General features: G+C 67.1%; 19 protein-coding genes, 3 tRNA genes and 1 pseudogene. 3 read left to right on the top strand and 20 right to left on the bottom strand.

Features of this window, described 5'->3' with window-relative positions; all coding sequences use genetic code 11:
* Window positions 1-56 precede the first annotated feature (56 nt).
* The 14 genes from fusA to V4Y03_RS20305 all read right to left on the bottom strand — a co-directional run bounded on the left by fusA (window position 57) and on the right by V4Y03_RS20305 (window position 17,464).
* Window positions 57-2,186 carry an elongation factor G gene (fusA, locus tag V4Y03_RS20370; protein WP_317874088.1) on the bottom strand — a complete coding sequence of 710 codons (2,130 nt, stop codon included), beginning with the start codon at window positions 2,184-2,186 and terminating at the stop codon, window positions 57-59.
* Window positions 2,187-2,225: 39 nt separating this feature from the next.
* Window positions 2,226-2,696 carry a 30S ribosomal protein S7 gene (rpsG, locus tag V4Y03_RS20365; RefSeq protein WP_015035567.1) on the bottom strand — a complete coding sequence of 157 codons (471 nt, stop codon included), beginning with the start codon at window positions 2,694-2,696 and terminating at the stop codon, window positions 2,226-2,228.
* Window positions 2,697-2,698: 2 nt separating this feature from the next.
* Complete coding sequence (rpsL, locus tag V4Y03_RS20360) at window positions 2,699-3,070, bottom strand: 30S ribosomal protein S12 (protein WP_003948652.1); 372 nt, start codon at window positions 3,068-3,070, stop codon at window positions 2,699-2,701.
* 266 nt (window positions 3,071-3,336) lie between these two features.
* Window positions 3,337-4,161, bottom strand: a complete 825-nt coding sequence (locus V4Y03_RS20355; protein WP_332435845.1) for a hypothetical protein — start codon at window positions 4,159-4,161, stop codon at window positions 3,337-3,339.
* A gap of 126 nt (window positions 4,162-4,287) precedes the next feature.
* Window positions 4,288-8,187, bottom strand: coding sequence for a DNA-directed RNA polymerase subunit beta' (locus V4Y03_RS20350; RefSeq protein WP_317874086.1), 3,900 nt, complete (start codon window positions 8,185-8,187; stop codon window positions 4,288-4,290).
* A 107-nt stretch (window positions 8,188-8,294) separates the two neighbouring features.
* A complete protein-coding gene (gene rpoB / locus V4Y03_RS20345) occupies window positions 8,295-11,777 on the bottom strand; it encodes a DNA-directed RNA polymerase subunit beta (RefSeq protein WP_317874085.1) in 3,483 nt (1,160 codons plus the stop codon).
* 548 nt (window positions 11,778-12,325) lie between these two features.
* Window positions 12,326-12,709, bottom strand: a complete 384-nt coding sequence (rplL, locus tag V4Y03_RS20340; RefSeq protein WP_056552432.1) for a 50S ribosomal protein L7/L12 — start codon at window positions 12,707-12,709, stop codon at window positions 12,326-12,328.
* A 109-nt stretch (window positions 12,710-12,818) separates the two neighbouring features.
* Window positions 12,819-13,349, bottom strand: a complete 531-nt coding sequence (rplJ, locus tag V4Y03_RS20335; RefSeq protein ID WP_056552434.1) for a 50S ribosomal protein L10 — start codon at window positions 13,347-13,349, stop codon at window positions 12,819-12,821.
* A 248-nt stretch (window positions 13,350-13,597) separates the two neighbouring features.
* Window positions 13,598-14,518, bottom strand: a complete 921-nt coding sequence (locus tag V4Y03_RS20330) for a hypothetical protein (protein WP_332435844.1) — start codon at window positions 14,516-14,518, stop codon at window positions 13,598-13,600.
* Between the two features lie 117 nt (window positions 14,519-14,635).
* Complete coding sequence (gene rplA / locus V4Y03_RS20325; RefSeq protein WP_056552442.1) at window positions 14,636-15,364, bottom strand: 50S ribosomal protein L1; 729 nt, start codon at window positions 15,362-15,364, stop codon at window positions 14,636-14,638.
* Window positions 15,365-15,442: 78 nt separating this feature from the next.
* On the bottom strand, window positions 15,443-15,877 hold the full coding sequence (rplK, locus tag V4Y03_RS20320; RefSeq protein WP_317874083.1) for a 50S ribosomal protein L11: 435 nt from the start codon (window positions 15,875-15,877) through the stop codon (window positions 15,443-15,445).
* A 158-nt stretch (window positions 15,878-16,035) separates the two neighbouring features.
* Window positions 16,036-16,956 (bottom strand): transcription termination/antitermination protein NusG, encoded by a 921-nt coding sequence (nusG, locus tag V4Y03_RS20315; protein ID WP_317874082.1) that lies wholly within the window; start codon window positions 16,954-16,956, stop codon window positions 16,036-16,038.
* 44 nt (window positions 16,957-17,000) lie between these two features.
* On the bottom strand, window positions 17,001-17,288 hold the full coding sequence (gene secE, locus V4Y03_RS20310) for a preprotein translocase subunit SecE (RefSeq protein ID WP_317874081.1): 288 nt from the start codon (window positions 17,286-17,288) through the stop codon (window positions 17,001-17,003).
* Window positions 17,289-17,391: 103 nt separating this feature from the next.
* Window positions 17,392-17,464, bottom strand: a tRNA-Trp gene (locus tag V4Y03_RS20305).
* 207 nt (window positions 17,465-17,671) lie between these two features.
* Between V4Y03_RS20305 and V4Y03_RS20300 the strand changes: the two genes are divergently transcribed.
* From V4Y03_RS20300 to V4Y03_RS20285, 3 genes and pseudogenes are all read left to right on the top strand, one after another.
* On the top strand, window positions 17,672-18,898 hold the full coding sequence (locus tag V4Y03_RS20300; RefSeq protein WP_056552452.1) for a pyridoxal phosphate-dependent aminotransferase: 1,227 nt from the start codon (window positions 17,672-17,674) through the stop codon (window positions 18,896-18,898).
* 138 nt (window positions 18,899-19,036) lie between these two features.
* Window positions 19,037-20,059 carry an adenosine deaminase gene (locus tag V4Y03_RS20295; RefSeq protein ID WP_317874080.1) on the top strand — a complete coding sequence of 341 codons (1,023 nt, stop codon included), beginning with the start codon at window positions 19,037-19,039 and terminating at the stop codon, window positions 20,057-20,059.
* 124 nt (window positions 20,060-20,183) lie between these two features.
* Window positions 20,184-20,318: pseudogene (locus V4Y03_RS20285) on the top strand (epimerase); the annotation flags it as partial.
* Window positions 20,319-20,366: 48 nt separating this feature from the next.
* On the opposite strand, the gene V4Y03_RS20280 reads toward V4Y03_RS20285, so the two are convergent.
* From V4Y03_RS20280 to V4Y03_RS20255, 6 genes are all read right to left on the bottom strand, one after another.
* The gene (locus tag V4Y03_RS20280; protein ID WP_317874079.1) at window positions 20,367-21,458 is read right to left on the bottom strand and encodes a UDP-N-acetylmuramate dehydrogenase; all 1,092 of its coding nucleotides are present in this window, start codon (window positions 21,456-21,458) and stop codon (window positions 20,367-20,369) included.
* Window positions 21,459-21,485: 27 nt separating this feature from the next.
* Window positions 21,486-21,914 (bottom strand): MaoC family dehydratase, encoded by a 429-nt coding sequence (locus tag V4Y03_RS20275; protein WP_317874078.1) that lies wholly within the window; start codon window positions 21,912-21,914, stop codon window positions 21,486-21,488.
* Window positions 21,915-21,916: 2 nt separating this feature from the next.
* The gene (locus V4Y03_RS20270; RefSeq protein WP_317874077.1) at window positions 21,917-22,369 is read right to left on the bottom strand and encodes a MaoC family dehydratase N-terminal domain-containing protein; all 453 of its coding nucleotides are present in this window, start codon (window positions 22,367-22,369) and stop codon (window positions 21,917-21,919) included.
* Between the two features lie 118 nt (window positions 22,370-22,487).
* Window positions 22,488-22,652 carry a 50S ribosomal protein L33 gene (rpmG, locus tag V4Y03_RS20265; protein ID WP_007265873.1) on the bottom strand — a complete coding sequence of 55 codons (165 nt, stop codon included), beginning with the start codon at window positions 22,650-22,652 and terminating at the stop codon, window positions 22,488-22,490.
* A gap of 86 nt (window positions 22,653-22,738) precedes the next feature.
* Window positions 22,739-22,811: transfer RNA gene (locus V4Y03_RS20260), tRNA-Met, on the bottom strand.
* Between the two features lie 43 nt (window positions 22,812-22,854).
* Window positions 22,855-22,927: transfer RNA gene (locus V4Y03_RS20255), tRNA-Thr, on the bottom strand.
* Window positions 22,928-23,033 lie beyond the last annotated feature (106 nt).

The raw sequence follows: 23,033 nt of genomic DNA, 5'->3' as shown, positions 1-23,033 counted from the left end.
TTCGGGGGCCGAGCCCCGGCGACTGGTGTCAAGCCTAAAGCGTGAACTCGGAAGAGTTACTCGCCCTTGGCCTTCGCGATGATCTCCTCGGCGACGTTCCGCGGAACCTCGGCGTAGGAGTCGAACTGCATCGAGTAGCTTGCGCGACCCGAGGTCTTGCTTCGGAGGTCTCCGACATAGCCGAACATCTCCGAGAGGGGCACGAGGCCCTTCACGACGCGAGCGCCGCTGCGCTCCTCCATGGCCTGAATCTGGCCACGGCGGGAGTTGATGTCACCGATGACCTCACCCATGTAGTCCTCGGGCGTGGTGACCTCGACGGACATCATGGGCTCGAGGATGACCGGCGAAGCCTTGCGCGCGGCCTCCTTGAAGGCCTGCGAACCGGCGATCTTGAACGCGAGCTCGGAGGAGTCGACCTCGTGGTAGCCACCGTCGAGAAGGATGACGCGGACGCCAGTCATCTCGTAGCCGGCCAGGATGCCGAACTGCATGGCCTCCTGCGCACCCGCGTCGACCGAAGGGATGTACTCCTTCGGGATGCGGCCACCGGTGACCTTGTTCACGAACTCGTACGAGGCGTCGCCGCCCTCGATGGGCTCGATCGCGATCTGCACCTTGGCGAACTGACCGGTACCACCGGTCTGCTTCTTGTGGGTGTAGTCAAGTCGCTCGACGGCCTTGCGGATCGTCTCGCGGTACGCGACCTGCGGCTTGCCGACGTTCGCCTCGACCTTGAACTCGCGACGCATGCGGTCGACGAGGATGTCGAGGTGAAGCTCGCCCATACCACCGATGATGGTCTGGCCGGTCTCCTCGTCCGAGTGCACCTGGAAGGAGGGGTCCTCCTCCGCGAGACGCTGGATGGCAACACCCAGCTTCTCCTGGTCACCCTTGGACTTGGGCTCGATCGCGACCTGAATGACCGGCGCCGGGAAGTCCATGGACTCCAGGATGACCGGGTTCTTGTCGTCGCACAGCGTCTCACCGGTGGTGGTCTGCTTCAGGCCCATGACGGCGACGATGTCGCCGGCGCCCACCGAGTCGATCTCCTCACGCTTGTTCGCGTGCATGCGGTAGATCTTGCCGATGCGCTCCTTCTTGCCCTTGACGGAGTTCAGCACCGCGGTGCCGGCCTCCAGGCGACCGGAGTAGATCCGGACGAAGGTGAGCTTGCCCAGGTGCGGGTCGCTCGCGATCTTGAACGCGAGGGCCGACAGGGGCTCGTCGTCGGACGGCTTGCGCTTGACGATCTCCTCCGGGTCCTTCACGCCGTGGCCCTCGATGGCCTCGACGTCCAGGGGGGAGGGGAGGTAGCGCACGACCGCGTCGAGCAGGGGCTGAACGCCCTTGTTCTTGAACGCGGTGCCGCAGAAGACGGGGGTGACCGTCTTCTCGCCGCCACCCTTGCCGGAGGCAATGGTGATGCGACGGACGGCAGCGTAGAGCTGCTCCTCGGTGGGCTCGACGCCCTCGAGGAAGAGCTCCATGAGCTCCTCGTCGTTCTCGGCGACGGTCTCGACCAGCTTGGCGCGCCACTCGTCGGCGAGCTCGGTGTGCGAGGCCGGGATGTCGACGACGTCGTACATCTCACCCTTGCTGGCCTCGGCGGACCAGACAAAAGCCTTCATGCGGACGAGGTCGACGACGCCCTGGAAGTCCATCTCGGCGCCGATCGGGAGCTGCATGACGATCGGGACGGCGCCGAGGCGCTCCACGATCATGTCGACGCAGCGGAGGAAATCGGCGCCCGTACGGTCGAGCTTGTTGACGAAGCAGATACGCGGAACGCCGTAGCGGTCCGCCTGACGCCAGACAGTCTCGGACTGGGGCTCGACGCCGGCCACACCGTCGAACACGGTGACAGCACCGTCGAGCACGCGCAGCGAACGCTCCACCTCGACGGTGAAGTCGACGTGACCCGGCGTGTCGATGATGTTGATCGTGTGATCGACATCCTCGAGCGGCCAGTGGCAGGTCGTCGCGGCGGACGTGATCGTGATGCCGCGCTCCTGCTCCTGCTCCATCCAGTCCATCGTGGCAGCGCCGTCGTGGACTTCACCGATCTTGTAAGAGACACCGGTGTAGAACAGGATCCGCTCGGTGGTGGTCGTCTTGCCCGCGTCGATGTGCGCCATGATGCCGATGTTGCGCACCTTGGCAAGGTCAAGCGAAGTGGTAGCCATATCGGCTCAGTCTTCTCTCGGTCTCGATGTGGGTTGCGACTACCAGCGGTAGTGCGCGAAGGCCTTGTTGGACTCGGCCATCTTGTGCGTGTCCTCGCGCTTCTTGACGGCCGCACCGAGGCCGTTCGAGGCGTCGAGGAGCTCGTTCATGAGGCGCTCGGTCATGGTCTTCTCGCGACGGGCGCGGGAGTAACCGACGAGCCAGCGGAGGGCCAGCGTGGACGCGCGGCCCGGCTTGACCTCGATCGGCACCTGGTAGGTGGCGCCACCGACACGGCGGGACTTGACCTCGAGGGCCGGCTTGACGTTCTCGAGAGCGCGCTTCAGCGTGATGACCGGGTCCTGGCCGGTCTTCTCACGAAGACCCTCCATGGCGCCGTACACGATGCGCTCTGCGGTGGAACGCTTGCCGTCCAGCAGGATCTTGTTGATCAGCGAGGTGACAAGAGGAGAGCTGTAGACCGGGTCGATGATGACCGGGCGCTTCGGGGCGGGGCCCTTACGAGGCATTCTTACTTCTCCTTCTTGGCGCCGTAGCGGCTGCGAGCCTGCTTACGGTTCTTGACGCCCTGCGTGTCGAGGGAACCGCGGATGATCTTGTAGCGAACACCCGGCAGGTCCTTCACACGGCCACCGCGCACGAGCACGATCGAGTGCTCCTGCAGGTTGTGACCCTCACCCGGGATGTAGGCCGTGACCTCGATGCCCGAGGTCAGACGCACACGCGCGACCTTACGGAGGGCCGAGTTCGGCTTCTTCGGGGTGGTCGTGAACACACGCGTGCAGACGCCGCGACGCTGAGGGGAACCCTCGAGTGCGGGCGTCTTGTTCTTCTCGACCTTGTCCTGCCGGCCCTTACGGACCAGCTGCTGGATCGTAGGCACTACTTCTCCGGTTTCTGTGTGCCGTCGTAAAACTAACCTGGAACATCCACCGACCCACGCGGTCGGGTGTGTCGAATCTCGCGGACCTCCGCCGAAGCGGAGAAGGCGCGGATCACGGTGGCCGGTATCGGACTCACTGTGCGGTTGAGGACACGCACGCGAGCCCAGGCACACCCCAGGCACAAGGCATGAGCGTACCTATCGCATGGACTCCGGTCAAAACAAATGCCGACGCGCAGGTCAGCCCCGACGCAGCTGTGGGGCCGTCAGGCCGCGAGGAACCGGTGCAGGGAGGCGGTGAGGGCAGTGACGAAGGACATACGGGCTTTCTCGGGCACGAGATCCAGCGACAGGTACGGGTTCAGGTCCTCCAGCTCGACCAGCAGCAGCCCTCCCCCGGGCGCCCGGCAGGCGTCCACGCGCTGGATGCCGTGCCCCAGGGTGTTCCAGTCGACGAAGCGGCGCGCGAAGGCCAGATCGTCCCCCGTGGGCTCGTACGGCTCCAGCTCCCAGCGGCGCTCCGGGTCGGGCGCGTACAGGGCGTACTGGAAGAGGTCGTCGACGAAGTAGAACGACACCTCGTAACGGAAGTCGATGCGCGGCTGCACCAGGAGTCCGTCGAGGTCCAGCCCGTCCAGCTCCTCCCGGGGCAGGAAGCGCAGCCCCAGGGAGTCGGCGCCGGCCTTCGGCTTGACCGCGTACGCGGCGGCCTCGGGCAGCCGGTCCAGGTGCTCCGCCCGGTCGACGGTGGGGATGACCGGGTACCCGGCGGCCGTCAGGTCCGGCAGGTACTGCTTGCCGGCCATGTCGCCGCGCCCGTGGAGCGGGTTGTAGACGCGGGTCCCGCGGGCCAGGGCGGCGGCCCGGAAGGCCTCGTACTCCCGCTGGTAGCCCAGGACGGGCCCGCTGTTGCGCACGACGACCGCGTCGAAGCCGTCCATGAGCGCGGTCGCGTCCAGCGGATGGCAGAGCGCCAGGTCGAAGTCCTCGCGCAGCCGGGCGGTGAGGTGGATGTCCTCGTCGCAGTAGCGCCGTCCACGGGCCGGGTAGGCGAGGTCGGAGACGTACAGGAGGCGGGGGCGGGCGGACACGGGGCGGCTCCTCGGTCGGACGGGGCCGCCAACCTACCGGGCACGCGCGTGCGTGCCTCTCCCGGGTCCCGGTACGCCGAAGGGCGGCACCCCGGTCACGGGGTACCGCCCTTCGGTTCGCACTACTTACTGGTTGTACGGACCGTAGTCGTAGTCCTCCAGCGGAACGGCCTGGCCGGAGCCCGAGCCGAACGGCGAGTAGTCGATGTCGTCGTAGCCGACGGCCGAGTACATCGCGGCCTTGGCCTCTTCGGTCGGCTCCACCCGGATGTTGCGGTAGCGGGACAGACCCGTACCGGCCGGGATGAGCTTACCGATGATGACGTTCTCCTTGAGGCCGATGAGGCTGTCGGACTTGGCGTTGATCGCCGCATCCGTCAGGACTCGGGTCGTCTCCTGGAAGGAGGCGGCCGACAGCCAGGATTCCGTCGCCAGCGAGGCCTTGGTGATACCCATCAGCTGCGGACGGCCGGAGGCGGGGTGACCGCCCTCGGTGACCACACGACGGTTCTCGGTCTCGAACTTCGAGCGCTCGACGAGCTCGCCCGGAAGCAGCTCCGCGTCGCCGGACTCGATGATCGTCACACGGCGCAGCATCTGCCGGATGATGATCTCGATGTGCTTGTCGTGGATCGACACGCCCTGCGAGTTGTAGACCTTCTGGACTTCGGCGACCAGGTGGATCTGGACCGCGCGCTGACCGAGGATCCGGAGCACGTCGTGCGGGTTGGTGGCACCCACGGTGAGCTTCTGGCCCACCTCGACGTGGTCGCCCTCGCCCACGAGCAGACGGGCACGCTTCGAGATCGGGAACGCCGTCTCGTCGGTGCCGTCGTCCGGGGTGACGACGATCTTCTTGGTCTTCTCGGTCTCCTCGATACGGACGCGGCCGGCCGCCTCCGAGATCGGGGCGACACCCTTGGGCTGACGAGCCTCGAAGAGCTCGACGACACGGGGCAGACCCTGGGTGATGTCGTCACCGGCCACACCACCGGTGTGGAAGGTACGCATCGTCAGCTGGGTACCGGGCTCACCGATGGACTGGGCGGCGATGATGCCGACCGCCTCACCGATGTCGACCAGCTTGCCGGTGGCGAGCGAACGGCCGTAGCAGAACGCACAGGTACCGACGGCGGACTCACAGGTCAGGACCGAACGGGTCTTGACCTCCTCGACGCCCGCGTTGAGCAGGGCGTCGATGAGCACGTCACCCAGGTCGACGTTGGCAGGCGCGATGACCTTGCCGTCGACGACGACGTCCTCGGCGAGCATCCGCGCGTACACGGAGGTCTCGACGTCGTCCGTCTTGCGCAGGACACCGTCGGCGCCGCGCTCGGCGATCCGCAGCTTGAGACCGCGCTCGGTGCCGCAGTCCTCCTCGCGGATGATCACGTCCTGCGAGACGTCCACCAGACGACGGGTCAGGTAACCCGAGTCGGCGGTACGCAGGGCGGTGTCCGCCAGACCCTTACGGGCACCGTGCGTGGAGATGAAGTACTCCAGGACGGTGAGGCCCTCACGGAAGGACGCCTTGATGGGACGCGGGATCGTCTCGTTCTTGGCGTTCGACACCAGACCACGCATACCGGCGATCTGACGCATCTGCATCATGTTTCCTCGGGCACCCGAGTCGACCATCATGAAGATGGGGTTCGTCTTCGGGAAGTTCGCGTTCATCGCCTCGGCAACCTCGTTGGTCGCCTTGGTCCAGATCGCGATGAGCTCCTGAGTGCGCTCTTCCTTCGTGATGAGACCGCGCTCGTACTGCTTCTGGACCTTCTCGTCCTGCTCCTCGTAGCCCTTGACGATGGCCTTCTTGGCCTCGGGCACGACGACGTCGGAGATGGCCACGGTGACACCGGAACGGGTCGCCCAGTAGAAGCCCGCCGCCTTCAGGTTGTCGAGCGTCGCCGCCACGATGACCTTGGGGTAGCGCTCGGCGAGGTCGTTGACGATCTCGGAGAGCTGCTTCTTGCCGACGGAGTAGTCGACGAACGGGTAGTCCTCGGGCAGCAGCTCGTTGAAGAGCGCGCGGCCCAGCGAGGTGCGCAGGCGGAACGAGTCACCCTGCTGCCACTCCGGCTCACCCTCCTCCGTGACCGGGGGAACCCAGCCACGCGGAGCGATGGTGCCGACGGGGAAGCGGATGTCGATCTGCGACTGCAGCGCGAGCTCGCCGGCGTCGAACGCCATGATCGCCTCGGCCGTGGAGCCGAACGCGCGGCCCTCGCCCTTGGTGTCACGGAGCTCACCGTCGGTGGTCAGGAAGAACAGACCGAGGACCATGTCCTGGGTCGGCATCGTGACCGGACGGCCGTCGGCCGGCTTGAGGATGTTGTTCGAGGACAGCATCAGGATGCGGGCCTCGGCCTGTGCCTCCGCGGAGAGCGGCAGGTGCACGGCCATCTGGTCACCGTCGAAGTCCGCGTTGAACGCGGTGCAGACGAGCGGGTGGATCTGGATGGCCTTGCCCTCGACCAGCTGGGGCTCGAAGGCCTGGATGCCGAGGCGGTGCAGCGTGGGCGCACGGTTCAGCAGAACCGGGTGCTCGGCGATGACCTCTTCGAGGACGTCGTACACGACCGTGCGGCCGCGCTCGACCATCCGCTTGGCGCTCTTGATGTTCTGCGCGTGGTTCAGGTCCACCAGGCGCTTCATCACGAACGGCTTGAAGAGCTCCAGCGCCATGGCCTTCGGCAGACCGCACTGGTGCAGCTTGAGCTGCGGACCGACGACGATCACGGAACGCGCGGAGTAGTCCACACGCTTGCCGAGGAGGTTCTGACGGAAACGACCCTGCTTGCCCTTGAGCATGTCGCTCAGGGACTTCAGCGGGCGGTTGCCGGGACCGGTCACCGGGCGACCACGACGACCGTTGTCGAAGAGGGCGTCCACGGCCTCCTGGAGCATGCGCTTCTCGTTGTTCACGATGATCTCGGGGGCACCGAGGTCGAGAAGCCGCTTCAGGCGGTTGTTGCGGTTGATCACGCGGCGGTACAGGTCGTTCAGGTCGGAGGTCGCGAAGCGGCCACCGTCCAGCTGCACCATCGGACGAAGGTCCGGCGGGATGACCGGCACGCAGTCGAGAACCATGCCCTTGGGGCTGTTCGCGGTCTGCAGGAACGCGGAGACGACCTTGAGGCGCTTGAGCGCACGGGTCTTCTTCTGGCCCTTGCCGGTACGGATGATCTCGCGGAGGCGCTCGGCCTCCTCCTCCAGGTCGAAGGACTCCAGGCGCTTCTGCAGCGCCGCGGCACCCATCGAACCGTCGAAGTACGTGCCGAAGCGGTCACGCAGCTCGCGGTAGAGGAGCTCGTCGCCCTCCAGGTCCTGGACCTTGAGGTTCTTGAAGCGCGACCAGACCTCGTCCAGACGGTCGATCTCGCGCTGCGCACGGTCGCGCAGCTGCTTCATCTCGCGCTCGGCACCCTCGCGCACCTTGCGGCGCACATCGGCCTTGGCGCCCTCGGCCTCGAGCTCGCCGAGGTCGTTCTCGAGCTTCTTGGCGCGGGCCTCCAGGTCGGAGTCGCGACGGTTCTCGATCTGCTGACGCTCGACGGAGACGTGCGCCTCCAGCGAGGGCAGGTCACGCGTACGACGCTCGTCGTCGACGTACGTGATCATGTACGCCGCGAAGTAGATGACCTTCTCGAGGTCCTTCGGGGCGAGGTCGAGCAGGTAGCCAAGGCGCGACGGGACGCCCTTGAAGTACCAGATGTGGGTGACGGGAGCGGCGAGCTCGATGTGGCCCATCCGCTCACGGCGCACCTTCGCGCGGGTGACCTCGACGCCACACCGCTCACAGATGATGCCCTTGAAGCGGACACGCTTGTACTTGCCGCAGTAGCACTCCCAGTCCCGGGTCGGACCGAAGATCTTCTCGCAGAAGAGTCCGTCCTTCTCGGGCTTGAGCGTGCGGTAGTTGATGGTCTCCGGCTTCTTGACCTCGCCGTGGCTCCACTGACGGATGTCGTCAGCGGTGGCCAGACCGATCCGGAGCTCGTCGAAGAAGTTGACGTCGAGCACTATGCGTCAATCCCTCTCAGGGTTGTAAGGCTTGGGGTCTGATACGGGGGTCTTGGGGCCGGCCGGGGACTCAGCGGCGTTTCGCCGAGTCCCCGACCGAACTCCCGTCAGACCTCTTCGACGCTGCTCGGCTCGCGCCGGGACAGGTCGATGCCGAGCTCCTCCGCTGCGCGGAAGACGTCCTCGTCGGTGTCGCGCATCTCGATGGACATGCCGTCCGAGGACAGCACCTCCACGTTGAGGCACAGGGACTGCATCTCCTTGATGAGCACCTTGAAGGACTCGGGGATGCCGGGCTCAGGGATGTTCTCGCCCTTGACGATGGCCTCGTAGACCTTCACGCGGCCGGTCACGTCGTCGGACTTGATCGTCAGCAGCTCCTGGAGGGCGTATGCGGCGCCGTACGCCTCCAGCGCCCACACCTCCATCTCACCGAAGCGCTGGCCACCGAACTGGGCCTTACCACCCAGCGGCTGCTGGGTGATCATCGAGTACGGGCCGGTCGAACGAGCGTGGAGCTTGTCGTCGACCAGGTGGTGGAGCTTGAGGATGTACATGTACCCGATGGAGATCGGGTCCGGGAACGGCTCGCCGGAGCGGCCGTCGAACAGCCTCGCCTTACCGGTCGGCTGCACCATGCGCTCGCCGTCGCGGTTCGGGATGGTGTGGTTCAGCAGGCCCGCGAGCTCGTCCTCACGCGCACCGTCGAACACCGGGGTGGCGACGTTGGTGCCCGGGGCGACCTGGTCGGCGCCGATCGCCTGGAGGCGCTGCGCCCAGTCGTCCGCGAGGCCGGAGACGTCCCAGCCGCGGCTGGCGAGCCAGCCGAGGTGGATCTCCAGGACCTGTCCCGGGTTCATTCGGGACGGGACACCCAGCGGGTTGAGGATGATGTCGACCGGCGTGCCGTCCTCGAGGAAGGGCATGTCCTCGATCGGAAGGATCTTGGAGATGACACCCTTGTTGCCGTGACGGCCGGCGAGCTTGTCACCGTCGGTGATCTTGCGCTTCTGGGCGACGTAGACGCGGACCAGCTGGTTCACGCCCGGGGGAAGCTCGTCGCCCTCCTCGCGGTCGAAGACACGCACACCGATGATCTTGCCGATCTCGCCGTGCGGGACCTTCAGCGAGGTGTCACGGACCTCGCGCGCCTTCTCACCGAAGATCGCGCGGAGCAGACGCTCCTCCGGGGTCAGCTCGGTCTCGCCCTTGGGCGTGACCTTGCCGACGAGGATGTCGCCGGCGACGACCTCGGCACCGATACGGATGATGCCGCGCTCGTCGAGGTCGGCGAGGACCTCCTCGGAGACGTTCGGGATGTCCCGGGTGATCTCCTCCGGGCCGAGCTTGGTGTCACGGGCGTCGACCTCGTGCTCCTCGATGTGGATCGAGGAGAGGACGTCGTCCTGCACGAGGCGCTGCGACAGGATGATCGCGTCCTCGTAGTTGTGGCCCTCCCACGGCATGAACGCCACGAGCAGGTTCTTGCCGAGCGCCATCTCGCCGTCTTCGGTGGCGGGACCGTCGGCGAGGACCTGGCCCTCGATGACGCGGTCGCCCTCGTCCACGACGACCTTCTGGTTCACAGAGGTGCCCTGGTTGGAGCGGGAGAACTTGTGCAGGCGGTACGTGATGTACGTGCCGTCGTCGTTGGCGACCGTGATGTAGTCGGCCGACAGCTCCTGGACGACACCGTCCTTCTCGGCCTTGAGCACGTCACCGGCGTCGGTGGCGCAGCGGTACTCCATGCCGGTGCCGACGAGCGGGGCCTCCGACTTGATGAGCGGCACCGCCTGACGCATCATGTTCGCGCCCATCAGGGCGCGGTTGGCGTCGTCGTGCTCGAGGAACGGGATCATGGCCGTCGCGACCGACACCATCTGGCGCGGCGAGACGTCCATGTAGTCGACCTCGGCCGGCGGGACGTAGTCGACCTCGCCGCCACGCTTACGGACCAGGACGCGGGCCTCGGTGAACTGAAGCTCGTCGTTCAGGGTCGCGTTCGCCTGGGCGATGACGAAGCGGTCCTCCTCATCGGCGGTGACGTAGTCGACCTCGTCGGTGACCTGGCCGTCGATGACCTTGCGGTACGGCGTCTCGATGAAGCCGAAGGGGTTGATCCGGCCGTACGAGGCGAGCGAACCGATCAGACCGATGTTCGGGCCTTCGGGGGTCTCGATCGGGCACATGCGTCCGTAGTGGGACGGGTGCACGTCTCGGACCTCGAAGCCGGCCCGCTCACGGGACAGACCACCAGGGCCCAGCGCCGAGAGACGACGCTTGTGCGTCAGACCCGACAGCGGGTTGTTCTGGTCCATGAACTGCGACAGCTGGCTGGTGCCGAAGAACTCCTTGATGGAGGCGACGACCGGCCGGATGTTGATCAGGGTCTGCGGCGTGATCGCCTCGACGTCCTGGGTGGTCATGCGCTCACGCACGACGCGCTCCATACGAGCCAGACCCGTGCGGACCTGGTTCTGGATGAGCTCGCCGACGTTGCGCAGACGACGGTTGCCGAAGTGGTCGATGTCGTCGGTCTCGACGACGATCTCCGTGCCGCTCTCGCCGATCGTCTCGGTCTCGCCCGCGTGGAGCTTGACCAGGTACTTGATCGTGGCGATGACGTCATCGGTGGTGAGCACGCCGGCGTCCAGCGGCTCGTCCGCGCCGAGCTTCTTGTTCACCTTGTAGCGGCCGACCTTCGCGAGGTCGTAGCGCTTCGGGTTGAAGTAGAGGTTCTCGAGCAGCGTCTGAGCGGCCTCACGGGTCGGCGGCTCGCCCGGACGCAGCTTGCGGTAGATGTCGAGCAGCGCGTCGTCCTGGCCCTGGGTGTGGTCCTTCTCCAGGGTGGCGCGCATGGACTCGTACTCGCCGAACTCCTGGAGGATCTGCTCGGTGGTCCAGCCGAGAGCCTTGAGGAGGACGGTGACGGACTGCTTGCGCTTGCGGTCGATGCGGACACCGACCAGGTCGCGCTTGTCGATCTCCATCTCCAGCCAGGCACCCCGGGACGGGATGATCTTGGCGGAGAAGATGTCCTTGTCGGACGTCTTGTCGATGGAGGAGTCGAAGTAGACACCCGGCGAACGGACCAGCTGCGACACCACGACACGCTCGGTGCCGTTGATGACGAAGGTGCCCTTGTTCGTCATGAGCGGGAAGTCGCCCATGAAGACCGTCTGGGACTTGATCTCGCCGGTCTCGTTGTTGGTGAACTCGGCGGTGACGAAGAGCGGGGCGCCGTACGTGAAGTCACGGTCCTTGCACTCGTCGATCGAGTTCTTCGGCGGCTCGAAGCGGTGGTCGCGGAAGGTCAGCGACATCGACCCGGAGAAGTCCTCGATCGGGGAGATCTCCTCGAAGATCTCCTCCAGGCCGGACTTCCTGGGGACGTCCTGTCCCGACTCAAGGGCAGCCTCGACGCGAGCCTTCCAGGCGGCATTGCCGAGCAGCCAGTCAAAGCTCTCGGTCTGCAGCGCGAGGAGGTTCGGAACCTCGAGGGGCTCCCTGATCTTTGCAAAAGAGATGCGCAGCGGGGCGGTGCTTGCGCCGTTGTTCGTATTGGTCGAGGCGTTGCGCGAGGCGGCCAAGAGGGGGTCCTTCCGAGGGCTCGGACTCACTACGCGCGTACCGGTCCCCAGCAATGCTTCACGGCAGACATTTCCTGATATGACCAAAAGGCCAGGTCAGACTGGGTCGGTCCGAGAAGCGGATGCGAAGGTATGCCCCTGGTGACGGGCAGAGGGCAGCTAACAGGCAGCGCAAAGGGTCAGTGTAGCCACTTGGCTCACTGATGTCCAGGGCGAATAATTCGCGACCCTCGTTGCTCTCAACTCCGCGGTACCTCGCGCCGTGCGGCGCACCTCGATACTGCCCGTTCAGTCGTCGATCCATGCCTCGGAAACGGATCGTTGTGACGACGCGTCCTGAGAATTGCGCGCTGCGTGCGGTTCGTCAAGGCCCCCCGGTCTGCGGGGCGCACGGCGAAGATCACCATACTCCGCCTCCGGCGGCCCTCGGGGCCCCCGCCACGCCCTTCCCGGGGACGCCGAAAGGCGACCACCCATAAGGGTGATCGCCTTTCGGTGCTCCCGCGTTACACGGGGGCAGGAGTCAGCTACAGCGACTCGAAACGGTCTTACTTGACCGTGACGGAGGCGCCGGCGGCCTTGAGGGACTCGGCAGCCTTCTCGGCGGCCTCCTTCGCGACCTTCTCGAGGACCGGCTTCGGGGTGCCGTCGACGAGGTCCTTGGCCTCCTTGAGGCCCAGGGAGGTGAGCTCACGCACGACCTTGATGACCTGGATCTTCTTGTCGCCGGCACCCTCGAGGATGACGTCGAACTCGTCCTGCTCCTCGACGGCCTCGGCACCGGCAACCGGGGCGCCCGGGCCGGCAACGGCGACGGCCGCGGCGGCGGTGACGTCGAACTTGTCCTCGAACGCCTTAACGAACTCGGAGAGCTCGATGAGGGTCATCTCCTCGAACTGGGCGAGGAGGTCGTCCTGAGAGAGCTTCGCCATGATGGGCGATCCTTCCACTAATTCGGCAGGTGCCGGATGTATAGAGAGGCGGGCGTTACGGCCCGCTACGACCTGTGCCTAGGCGGCACAGATCATGACGCGAGCCGAATTACTCGGCACCGCCCTGCTCGGCGAGCTTGACGCGAAGCGCCTCCGCGGTGCGGACGAACTTCGACGGCAGCGCCTGGAAGAGCGAGGCAGCCTGAGACTGCTTGCCCTTGAACGCGCCGGCCAGCTTGCTGAGCAGAACCTCGCGGGACTCGAGGTCCGCGAGCTTCTTGAACTCGTCGGCGGACAGCGCCTTGCCATCAAGGACACCGCCCTTGATGACGAGGTTGGGGTTCTCCTTGGCGAAGTCACGCAGAGCCTTCGCCGACTCCACCGGGTCACCGGTGACGAAGGCGGCCGCGGTCGAACCAGCAAGCTGGTCGTCCAGCGCGGAGATGCCGGCCTGGTTGGCCGCAATCTTGGTCAGCGTGTTCTTCACCACGGCGTACTGGGCGTTCTCACCGAGCGAACGACGCAGCGTCTTGAGCTGCGCCACGGTGAGCCCCGTGTACGAGGTCAGCACGACGGCGTTCGAGCTGCGGAACTTGTCCTCAAGCTCGGCTACCGCGGCAGCCTTGTCGGGCCTTGCCATAGAGCGTCGGCCTCCTTCCGGGTGATGAGGACCGCTCAGAAGGGGCTGACAAAACAAAACGCCCCGGGCGCAAGCGCTCGGGGCTCTGCTCAACCGCATCCGAAGATCCGGGAACTCTTCCACGATCACCTGCGCGGGTCGTTCGCGTCTCAGCGAATCCTTCGGCCACCGCACCTTGACGGCACAGTGACGACCAGCGGTCTTTGGCTTCTGTGGAAGAGTACGCGACCGGGTCGGCCCGGGGCAAATCAGCCCTGGCCCATGCCCTTCAGCATCTCGAACAGGTCCATCGTGTCCTTCGCCGGCGGGGCCTGGACGCTCGCCTTGGCGCCGTAGTCGGAGAAGTGCATCGCCATCTTCACGGTGCCCTGCTTCATCTTCATGCCGACGTCCATCTTGACCGGGTAGCCGTCGGCGTCGACCCAGACCTGGGTGTCGTACGCCGTGATGCCGGCCTTCCGCACGCCGTCGATCATCTCGGTGCGCTCCTTCTCGGAGAGCACGTCGAAGGACTTGTTGGCCCCGACCATCTGCTCCAGGGTCAGCGTGCCCTTGTAGTGCTGGGTGTCGACGCCGTCGACCTTCTCCGCGCCGACGTGCTTGAGGTTGGGAGAGTCGAGGAGCATGGCGAGCTGCTTGGCCGGGTCCTGGTTCATGTTCTCCATGCCCCCGGTCATGGACTTCTCCAGGCCCTTGTCCCCGGACGCGGCCGCGATCGACTTCATGTCGAGCTTCATCCAGCGCTTGCCGCCCATCTCGGCGGCCTGCCCGGCACCCATGTCCATGTACATGGCGTCGTCGAGCATGATCATGCGCATCTGCTCGGGCCCGCCGGGGTTCCCCGCCGTGAGCATGGAGCCCTTGACGGTGATGTCCATCACCGAGGGGTCCCAGCCCTGCACACCGGTCATCTCCATGGTGCCGCCGCCTTCGAGGCCGGCCGGCATCTCCATGGTCATCCGGATCTTCGCGGACTTGGCGGCCGAGGTCTTCGTGTACGCGGCCTGGATGACCTTGGTGACGTCCTCCAGGCTCTGCGCCTGCGGCTTCGCCGGCGCGTCGGCGGCGGGCTTCTTGGCCTCGTCGCCGTCCTGACAGCCCGCGACACCCGTCACGACGGCCACGGCCGTCAGAGCGATGCCCGCACGCTTCCACGTGGACTTGTTCATGAGTGTTCCCCACCCCTTGATCAACGTCTTTACGGTTCCTTGAACCGTAACAAAGAGCCGGCCCCGCACCTCCGAAGAGGTGCGGGGCCGGCTGACCACTCAGTGAACCGATGGGGTTCAGACCGCGGCCGGGTCCTCCTCGACGAGGAGGTTGCGGGTGCGGTTGGAGTCCAGCGGGATGCCGGGGCCCATCGTCGTCGTCAGGGTCGCCTTCTTGATGTAGCGGCCCTTGGCGGCGGACGGCTTCAGACGGAGGATCTCCTCCAGAGCCGCGGCGTAGTTCTCGACCAGCTTCGTCTCGTCGAATGAGACCTTGCCGATGATGAAGTGCAGGTTCGAGTGCTTGTCGACGCGGAACTCGATCTTGCCGCCCTTGATCTCGTTGACAGCCTTCGCCACGTCGGGCGTGACGGTGCCGACCTTGGGGTTGGGCATGAGACCACGCGGGCCGAGGACGCGGCCGAGGCGGCCGACCTTGCCCATGAGGTCCGGGGTGGCCACAACGGCGTCGAACTCGTTCAGGCGGTTGCCCTTGGAGATCTCGTCGATGAGCTCGTCGGAGCCGACGATGTCGGCGCCCGCGGCGATCGCGGCCTCGGCACGGTCACCGGTCGCGAAGACCAGGACCCGGGCGGTCTTGCCGGTGCCGTGCGGAAGGTTCACGGTGCCACGGACCATCTGGTCGGCCTTGCGCGGGTCGACGCCCAGGCGGAAGGCGACCTCGACGGTGCCGTCGAACTTCGTGGTGGCGGTGTCCTTGGCGATACGGACGGCCTCGAGGGGCGCGTAGTTCCGCTCGCGGTCGACCTTGGCGTCCGCGGAGCGGAGAGCCTTGCTGCGCTTCACTGCTTCTCCTGTTGGTTCAGGTATGGAGTCGTGGTGCGGGCCGCGCAGGCCCTACCACTGAGGTCACGAGGGGGGTGATCAGCCCTCGACCGTGATGCCCATGGAACGGGCGGTGCCAGCGATGATCTTGGACGCGGCGTCCAGGTCGTTGGCGTTCAGGTCGGGGAGCTTGACCGTGGCGATGTCGCGGACCTGGGCGGCCGTGAGCTTGGCAACCTTGGTCTTGTGCGGCTCGCCGGAGCCCTTGTCCACACCAGCGGCCTTGAGGATCAGCTTGGCGGCCGGCGGAGTCTTGGTGACGAAGGTGAAGGAACGGTCGTCGTAGACCGTGATCTCCACCGGCACGACCATGCCACGCTGCGACTCGGTCGCGGCGTTGTAGGCCTTGCAGAACTCCATGATGTTGACGCCGTGCTGACCGAGCGCGGGGCCGACCGGCGGGGCCGGGTTCGCCGCACCGGCGTTGATCTGGAGCTTGATAAGCCCCGTGACCTTCTTCTTCTTGGGAGGCATTGCTCTCTCCGGGTCCTAGTGAGAGTGTTCAGCCCGCCATCCGGTCATCCGGATGGAGGCATACCGCACAACGATAACGGGTATAGACGCGCGGCCAAAAACCGAGCAGGTCAGAGCGGCTTTGACAGCCACTCTGACCTGGTCGGAAATCTGTGAGATCAGTTCTTCTGGATCTGGTCGAAGCTGAGTTCGACCGGGGTCTCGCGACCGAAGATCTCGACGAGGCCCTTGACCTTCTTCGAGTCGGGGTTGATCTCGTTGATGGTCGCCTGGAGAGTGGCGAAGGGGCCGTCGGTGACGGTGACCGAGTCGCCGACCTCGAAGTCCAGGACCTGGATCTCGAGCTTGCGGGCCGGAGCCGGCTTGCCCTCGGCCTCGGCGGCCTCGCGGGCGGCCTTCTCCTCGGCCTCGGGGGCGAGCATCTTGACGATCTCGTCCAGCGTCAGCGGGTACGGGTCGTAGGCGTTGCCCACGAAGCCGGTGACACCGGGGGTGTTGCGGACGACGCCCCAGGACTCGTTCGTCAGGTCCATGCGGACGAGAACGTAGCCGGGAAGCTTGTTCTGCTTGACGTTCTTCCGCTCGCCGCCCTTGATCTGGACGATCTCTTCCTCGGGGACCTCGGCCTGGTAGATGAAGTCCTCGACGTTGAGCGAGACGGCGCGCTGCTCCAGGTTGGCCTTCACGCGCTTCTCGTAGCCCGCGTAGGTGTGGATGACGTACCACTCGCCGGGGAGCGTGCGCAGCTCCTCGCGGAGCGCGGCGACCGGGTCGACCGGGGCGGCCGGCTCGGCCTCCTCTTCGGTCTCTTCCTCGGTGTCCTCGTCCTCCGCGGCCTCGTCCTCGGCCGTGACGGTCTCGACGGTCTCGTCCTCGTCGCCCTCGGCGGCGTCGACGTCCTCGTCGGACTCCTCGTCGCCCTCGTCCTCGTCCTCGACGTGGAGAGCGGCTTCCTCGGCGGCCTCGCCTGCGACCTCGTCAGCAGCGTCCGCCTGGTCCTCGTCGGCGGCCTCGACGATGTCCAGCTCGTCCTCGACGGACTCGGACTCGAAGGCGTCGTTCAGGTTCGCGTCAGACACGGTGGCTGCTTCTTCCTGCGATACAGATGGGGTGGAACAAAAAGTCAGCCGAAGACGTACTTGACTGCTTCCTGGAAGCCATAGTCAATCACGGTGACGAGGCCGATCATGATGACGACGAAGACGATCACCACAGTGGTGTACGACGTCAGCTGATTGCGCGTCGGCCAGACGACCTTGCGGAGTTCCGCGATGATCTGTCGGTAGAAGAGCGCGAGACGGCCCAGGGGGCCCTTCTTTCCGCGCTTGCCGCCCTTGCGCGACTTCTTCTTCGCGTCGGCGGCCTCGTCGTCGGCATCAGGCATGTCGATGGAGCCTACGGCGTCCGTCACGATCTCTCACCTGATTCCGGGTCGGCCGTGCCGCGCCCGGGTGGAGCCGCACGGCGGTGCAATGAAGTACGTACATGCGCACAACACCTGGCGGTGTGTGTAGCAGGGCCGGAGGGACTTGAACCCCCAACCGCCGGTTTTGGAGACCGGTGCTCTACCAATTGAGCTACGACCCTTTGTTGGTGTCCCTCAACGTACCGCATCGTGAGATGTGGTCGGTGCGGGCCAACGAGGAGTGAGCATACGTGGTCAGGGGGCCCCGCGTCGAACAGAAACCACGACGGACCTGCCGTCGGACGCGCGTACGACCGGGAATGACCGTTCCTGTCCGGTCCGTGAAACCTGTGTGCCGGGGCCTGAGCCGGTCTGGGACGATGGGCCGCATGAGCGCTGCTACCCCTCCCACCGAGCGTCGGGTCTCCGCCCGGATCGGTGCGATCTCCGAGTCCGCCACCCTCGCCGTCGACGCCAAGGCCAAGGCCCTCAAGGCCGCCGGGCGCCCGGTGATCGGTTTCGGCGCGGGTGAGCCCGACTTCCCGACCCCGGACTACATCGTCGAAGCGGCCGTCGAGGCCTGCAAGAACCCGAAGTACCACCGCTACACGCCGGCCGGCGGTCTGCCCGAGCTGAAGGCCGCCATCGCCGCCAAGACGCTGCGCGACTCCGGCTACGAGGTCGACGCCTCCCAGGTCCTGGTGACCAACGGCGGCAAGCAGGCGATCTACGAGGCGTTCGCCGCGATCCTCGACCCGGGCGACGAGGTCATCGTCCCGGCGCCGTACTGGACGACGTACCCGGAGTCGATCCGTCTCGCGGGCGGTGTCCCGGTGGAGGTCGTGGCCGACGAGACCACCGGCTACCGGGTCTCGGTGGAGCAGCTGGAGGCGGCCCGGACGGAGCGGACCAAGGTCGTCCTCTTCGTCTCGCCGTCCAACCCGACCGGCGCGGTCTACACCGAGGCCGACGCGGAGGCCATCGGCCGCTGGGCCGTCGAGCACGGCCTGTGGGTCCTGACCGACGAGATCTACGAGCACCTGGTCTACGGCGACGCGAAGTTCACCTCGCTGCCGGCGATCGTCCCCGAGCTGCGCGACAAGTGCATCGTGGTCAACGGCGTGGCGAAGACGTACGCCATGACGGGCTGGCGCGTCGGGTGGATCGTGGGCCCGAAGGACGTCGTGAAGGCCGCGACGAACCTCCAGTCGCACGCCACGTCCAACGTGAGCAACGTCGCGCAGATCGCCGCGCTCGCCGCCGTCTCGGGCAACCTGGACGCCGTCGCGGAGATGCGGACCGCCTTCGACCGTCGCCGTCAGACGATCGTGCGGATGCTGAACGAGATCGAGGGCGTGTACTGCCCGACGCCGGAGGGCGCGTTCTACGCGTACCCCTCGGTGAAGGCGCTGCTCGGCAAGGAGATCCGCGGCAAGCGCCCGCAGAGCTCGGTCGAGCTCGCGGCCCTGATCCTGGACGAGGCCGAGGTCGCGGTCGTCCCGGGCGAGGCCTTCGGCACCCCGGGCTACCTGCGTCTTTCGTACGCGCTGGGCGACGAGGACCTGGTGGAGGGCGTGTCCCGGATCCAGAAGCTCCTGGCCGAGGCCACGGACTGAGCAGTCCGGCCTGCTCTTGGGAGTGGGCTGGACGGGCCCCCGGTTCTTCGGAACCGGGGGCCCGTTTTTGCGTTCTAGCAAGGTCCCGATCGGGGAAACGGGCTGTGTTCGTCCATTCGGGTAGGGCAGGATCGGCCGATGGAGCACGAATACCGCGATCTCACGACCCTCCCGAAGGCCCATCTGCACCTGCACTTCACCGGTTCGATGAGGCCCTCGACCCTGCTCGAACTGGCCGACAAGTACGGGGTGCGCCTCCCCGAGGCGCTCAAGGGCGGTACGCCTCCCCGGCTGCGGGCGACCGACGAGCGCGGCTGGTTCCGCTTCCAGCGTCTCTACGACGTCGCCCGCTCCTGTCTGCGCGCCCCCGAGGACATCCAGCGGCTCGTGCGCGAGGCGGCCCAGGAGGACGTCAGGGACGGTTCCGGGTGGCTGGAGATCCAGGTCGATCCCACCTCGTACGCCCCGCACCTCGGCGGGCTCATCCCGGCCCTGGAGATCATCCTCGACGCGGTCGACGCGGCCTCGCGGGAGACCGGGCTCGGGATGCGGGTGCTGGTCGCGGCGAACCGGATGAAGCACCCGCTGGAGGCGCGTACGCTCGCCCGGCTCGCGGTGCGGTTCGCGGACCGGGGAGTCGTCGGCTTCGGGCTCTCCAACGACGAGCGGCGGGGCATGGCGCGGGACTTCGACCGGGCCTTCGCCATCGCACGCGACGGCGGTCTGCTCGCGGCCCCGCACGGCGGCGAGCTGACGGGTCCCGCTTCGGTACGGGACTGCCTGGACGACCTGCGGGCGGCGCGGGTCGGCCACGGCGTGCGGTCGGCGGAGGACCCGCGGCTGCTCCGCAGGCTCGCGGAGCGCGGGGTGACCTGCGAGGTCTGCCCCGCGTCGAACGTGGCCCTCGGGGTGTACGAGAAGCACGAGGACGTACCCCTGCGGACGCTCTTCGAGGCGGGGGTGCCGATGGCGCTCGGCGCGGACGACCCGCTGCTCTTCGGCTCGCGGCTCGCCGCGCAGTACGAGATCGCCCGCCGGCACCACGCCTTCACGGACGCGGAGCTGGCGGAGCTGGCCCGGCAGTCGGTGCGGGGCTCGGCGGCCCCGGAGGACGTACGGGCGAAGCTGCTCGCGGGGATCGACGACTGGATCGCCGGCTGATCCCCCTGAGCGGGGTGCGGGCGAGCCCGCGGGCGAAGTCGTCGAGGGAGTCCGGCGGCCTGCGGTCCGGGCTCGTCTCCCAGGCGAAGGCGCACTGGACACAGGCGCCCAGGAGCAGCGACGCGGCGGCCACCGGGTCGGCGTCGGCGGGAACCCGCCCCGGGGCCGCTCGCTCGCCCGCGCGGACGTGGCCCACGCGATGCTGTCGATGATCGACGACCCGGCGACGGTCGAGCAGGGCGTGGGCGTCGCGTACTGAACAGTCGCGTACGAAACAGCCGCGTGCCGAACAGTCGCGTACGGAACCTCAGAGGCTGACGCCGACCGTCACCGGCTCGTTGACGAGGGTGATCCCGAAGGCCTCGTGGACCCCGGCGACGACCTCGCGGGCGAGCGCCAGCAGGTCCTCGGTGGTCGCCTCGCCCCGGTTGGTGAGGGCGAGCGTGTGCTTGGTGGAGATCCGCGCGGGCCCGGAGCCGTACCCCTTGGTGAACCCGGCCCGGTCGATCAGCCACGCGGCTGAGGTCTTCACCTCGCCGTCCCCGCCCGCGGGAAAGGCCGGCGGGGCGACGTCCGCGCCGAGACGCCCGGCCACGCGCGCGAGGAAGGTCTCGTACTCCCCCGCCGTGAGGATCGGGTTGGTGAAGAAGGAGCCCGCCGACCAGGTGTCGTGGTCCTCCGGGTCCAGGACCATGCCCTTGCCCGCGCGCAGCCGCAGCACGGTCTCGCGGGCGGTGGCGAGGGGCACCCGGTCGCCCGCCTCGACGCCGAGGGCGCGGGCGGTCTCCGGGTACTTGATCGGGGCGGACATCCCGTCCGCGTCCTCCAGCTCGAACCGGACGCGCAGCACCACGTACCGCTCGGGGTGGTCCTTGAAGACGCTGTGCCGGTACGAGAAGGCGCACTCGGCGCCCGTGAGGGTGACGGTCTCCTCCGCGCGCCGGTCGTAGGCGACGACCTCCGTGACGGTGGCGGAGACGTCCTGCCCGTAGGCGCCGACGTTCTGGATGGGGGTCGCGCCGGCCGAGCCGGGGATGCCGGCCAGGCACTCGATCCCGGCGAGCCCGGCCTCGACGGTCCGGGCGACGGCGTCCGTCCAGACCTCGCCGGCGGCGAGTTCGAGCCGGGTCCCGTCCAGGGCGAAGCCGGTGGTGGCGATGCGCAGCGCGGTGCCGTCGAAGCCCTTGTCCCCGATGACCAGGTTGGAGCCGCCGCCGATGATCAGCAGCGGGGTCCCCGCGGCGTCGGCCTCGCGCACGGCCGCGACGACCTCGTCGTCCGTGGTGGCGGTGACGAGCCGGGCGGCGGGGCCACCGAGCCGGAAGGTGGTCAGGGGCGCGAGGGGGGCGTCGTTGAGGAGCTGCACGGGCTCAAGAGTACGGGCCCCGCTTTCCGCCACGGCGGAAAGCGGGGCCCGTCAGCCGCGTCAGGCGAGCCGGACCACGGCCCGGCTCATCCCCAGCACCTTCTGTCCGGCGCACATCGCCGTGAGGTCCACCCGGACCCGCTGGTCGTCGAGCTTCGCCGCGACCTTGGCGCTGACCTCGATCAGGGCACCGGTCCCGTCGTCGGCGACGACGACGGGCTTGGTGAAGCGGACGCCGTACTCGACGACGGCGGCGGGGTCGCCGGCCCAGTCGGTGACGACGCGGACCGCCTCGGCCATGGTGAACATGCCGTGGGCGATGACGTCGGGCAGGCCGACCTCCACCGCGAACTTCTCGTTCCAGTGGATGGGGTTGAAGTCCCCGGAGGCGCCCGCGTACCGCACCAGCGTGGCGCGCGTCACGGGGAAGGTCTGCGCGGGCAGCTCGGTGCCGACCTCGACCTCGTCGTAGGCGATCTTCGCGGTCATGGTCAGACCCCCTCGGGTGCGCGGGAGACGAGCTTGGTCCAGGCGGTCACGACGTGTTCGCCGGAGGCGTCGTGGACCTCGCCGCGGATGTCCAGGATGTCGTTGCCCGCGAGGGACTTGATCGCCTCGATGGTGGAGGTGACCGAGAGCCGGTCCCCGGCACGCACGGGCCGGGTGTAGGCGAACTTCTGGTCGCCGTGCACGACGCGGCTGTAGTCCAGGCCCAGCTGCGGGTCCTCGATGACCGCGCCGGCCGCCTTGAACGTGATGGCGAACACGAAGGTCGGCGGGGCGATCACATCGGAGTGCCCGAGCGCCTTGGCCGCCTCGGTGTCGGTGTACGCGGGATTCGCGTCACCGATCGCCTCGGCGAACTCGCGGATCTTCTCGCGGCCGACCTCGTAGGGCGCGGTGGGCGGATAGGTCCGGCCCACGAAGGACTGGTCGAGCGCCATGGACTCGATACCTCCTGGATTTGTTGCCGAGGGCTCCGGCGGTGCCGTCGCCGTCTGTGTGCCGACAAACGACACGAGGCCGCCCCCGCAGTGGGGACGGCCTCGTGTACGAGCCTGATTAGCGCGTCTCGCGGTGCGCAGTGTGCGAGTTGCAGCGGGGGCAGTGCTTCTTCATCTCCATGCGATCCGGGTTGTTACGCCGGTTCTTCTTGGTGATGTAGTTCCGCTCCTTGCACTCCACGCAGGCCAGCGTGATCTTCGGGCGGACGTCGGTGGCAGCCACGTGAGTGCTCCTTGGACGGATGGGACGGATGAACGCATAAAAGAGTAGCCGATCGAAGGACCGACCCCACAATCGGCTACCGTGTGTAGCGGTGACCGGACTTGAACCGGTGACACAGCGATTATGAGCCGCTTGCTCTACCGACTGAGCTACACCGCTTTGATGATCCGGATCCCGTCCGAAGACGGGCCCTTCTCACCAGAGCCCCAATACGGAATCGAACCGTAGACCTTCTCCTTACCATGGAGACGCTCTACCGACTGAGCTATTGGGGCGAGCGAGGAAGACATTACACGGTCTCCGGCCCATCACCCAAATCCGTTTCGCGGAGCCCCCGCGAGGGTCCCCACCAGGCGTCCCGTACGCCACTCGTGGCCTCAT

Source organism: Streptomyces sp. P9-A4 (genome assembly GCF_036634195.1).
In the GTDB taxonomy this organism is placed as follows: domain Bacteria; phylum Actinomycetota; class Actinomycetes; order Streptomycetales; family Streptomycetaceae; genus Streptomyces.
The sequence above is the reverse complement of the archived record's forward strand: the minus strand, read 5'-3'. Positions and strand labels throughout refer to the sequence as shown.